This window comes from Klebsiella sp. TF21-TM (assembly GCF_019753495.1).
GTDB lineage: Bacteria > Pseudomonadota > Gammaproteobacteria > Enterobacterales > Enterobacteriaceae > Klebsiella > Klebsiella quasipneumoniae.
This window is the reverse complement of sequence record NZ_JAIJYL010000115.1, coordinates 1-674: the sequence shown is the minus strand read 5'-3', so window position 1 is coordinate 674 and position 674 is coordinate 1. Positions and strand designations below refer to the sequence as shown.

The following is a 674-nucleotide window of genomic DNA, read 5'->3' as shown; positions in this document are numbered from 1 at the left end:
CGGTGCAGCAACTTGTTGTACGGTGCAACCGATAGCTATGACGTTTGCCCCTTAATCGCCTGGATAATCCTCGGCCAGTCTTCATGATGCAACTCATGTCCCGTGCCTTCGAGTGTCAGCATTTTTGAACCACGAATCGCATCTTTCAGTGCCAACCCATGCACATAAGGAAGTACAGGATCCTCCGTGCCGTGAATGATCAAAGTTGGTACAGCTATCTCATTTAATCTCCCGAGCCATCTCTCGAGCGATCTCTCGCCACCACCTGAAGTAGTGTGGTTGAATGTTGTCAGGATATTCGGAGTGCGATCAAAATCTAACTCAGCGATATTTTGTATCTTCTCAGCGTCAAAAGCATGCGCAGTACCTGAGATGATTCGCCACGCTCCGACCTGATACGCGACGACAGCATCTCTATCAGACCAATCCAGCGATTCCGCCCGTTGGTGATACTCAATGATGGCAGGATCAAAAGCGGGCATATCAGGATCTGCATCTGCAAGCCGTTCTGAAGCAATCAGCGTCAAGCTCTTCACACGTTTCGGATACTTGAGAGCTACAAGCTGGGAAAGAAATCCCCCCAAAGACATGCCGACTAAATGAGCAGCTTCCAGACCATAACCATCAATGACGCGAACCACATCATCTGCTAATTCTTCAACGGAATATGGAGC

General features: G+C 49.0%; 1 protein-coding gene. It reads right to left on the bottom strand.

All coding sequences use genetic code 11. From position 1 onward, the window contains the following. Positions 1-35 precede the first annotated feature (35 nt). Positions 36-674: alpha/beta fold hydrolase (locus K5R89_RS27170; RefSeq protein WP_219374368.1), on the bottom strand; the 639-nt coding region annotated here is incomplete at its 5' end.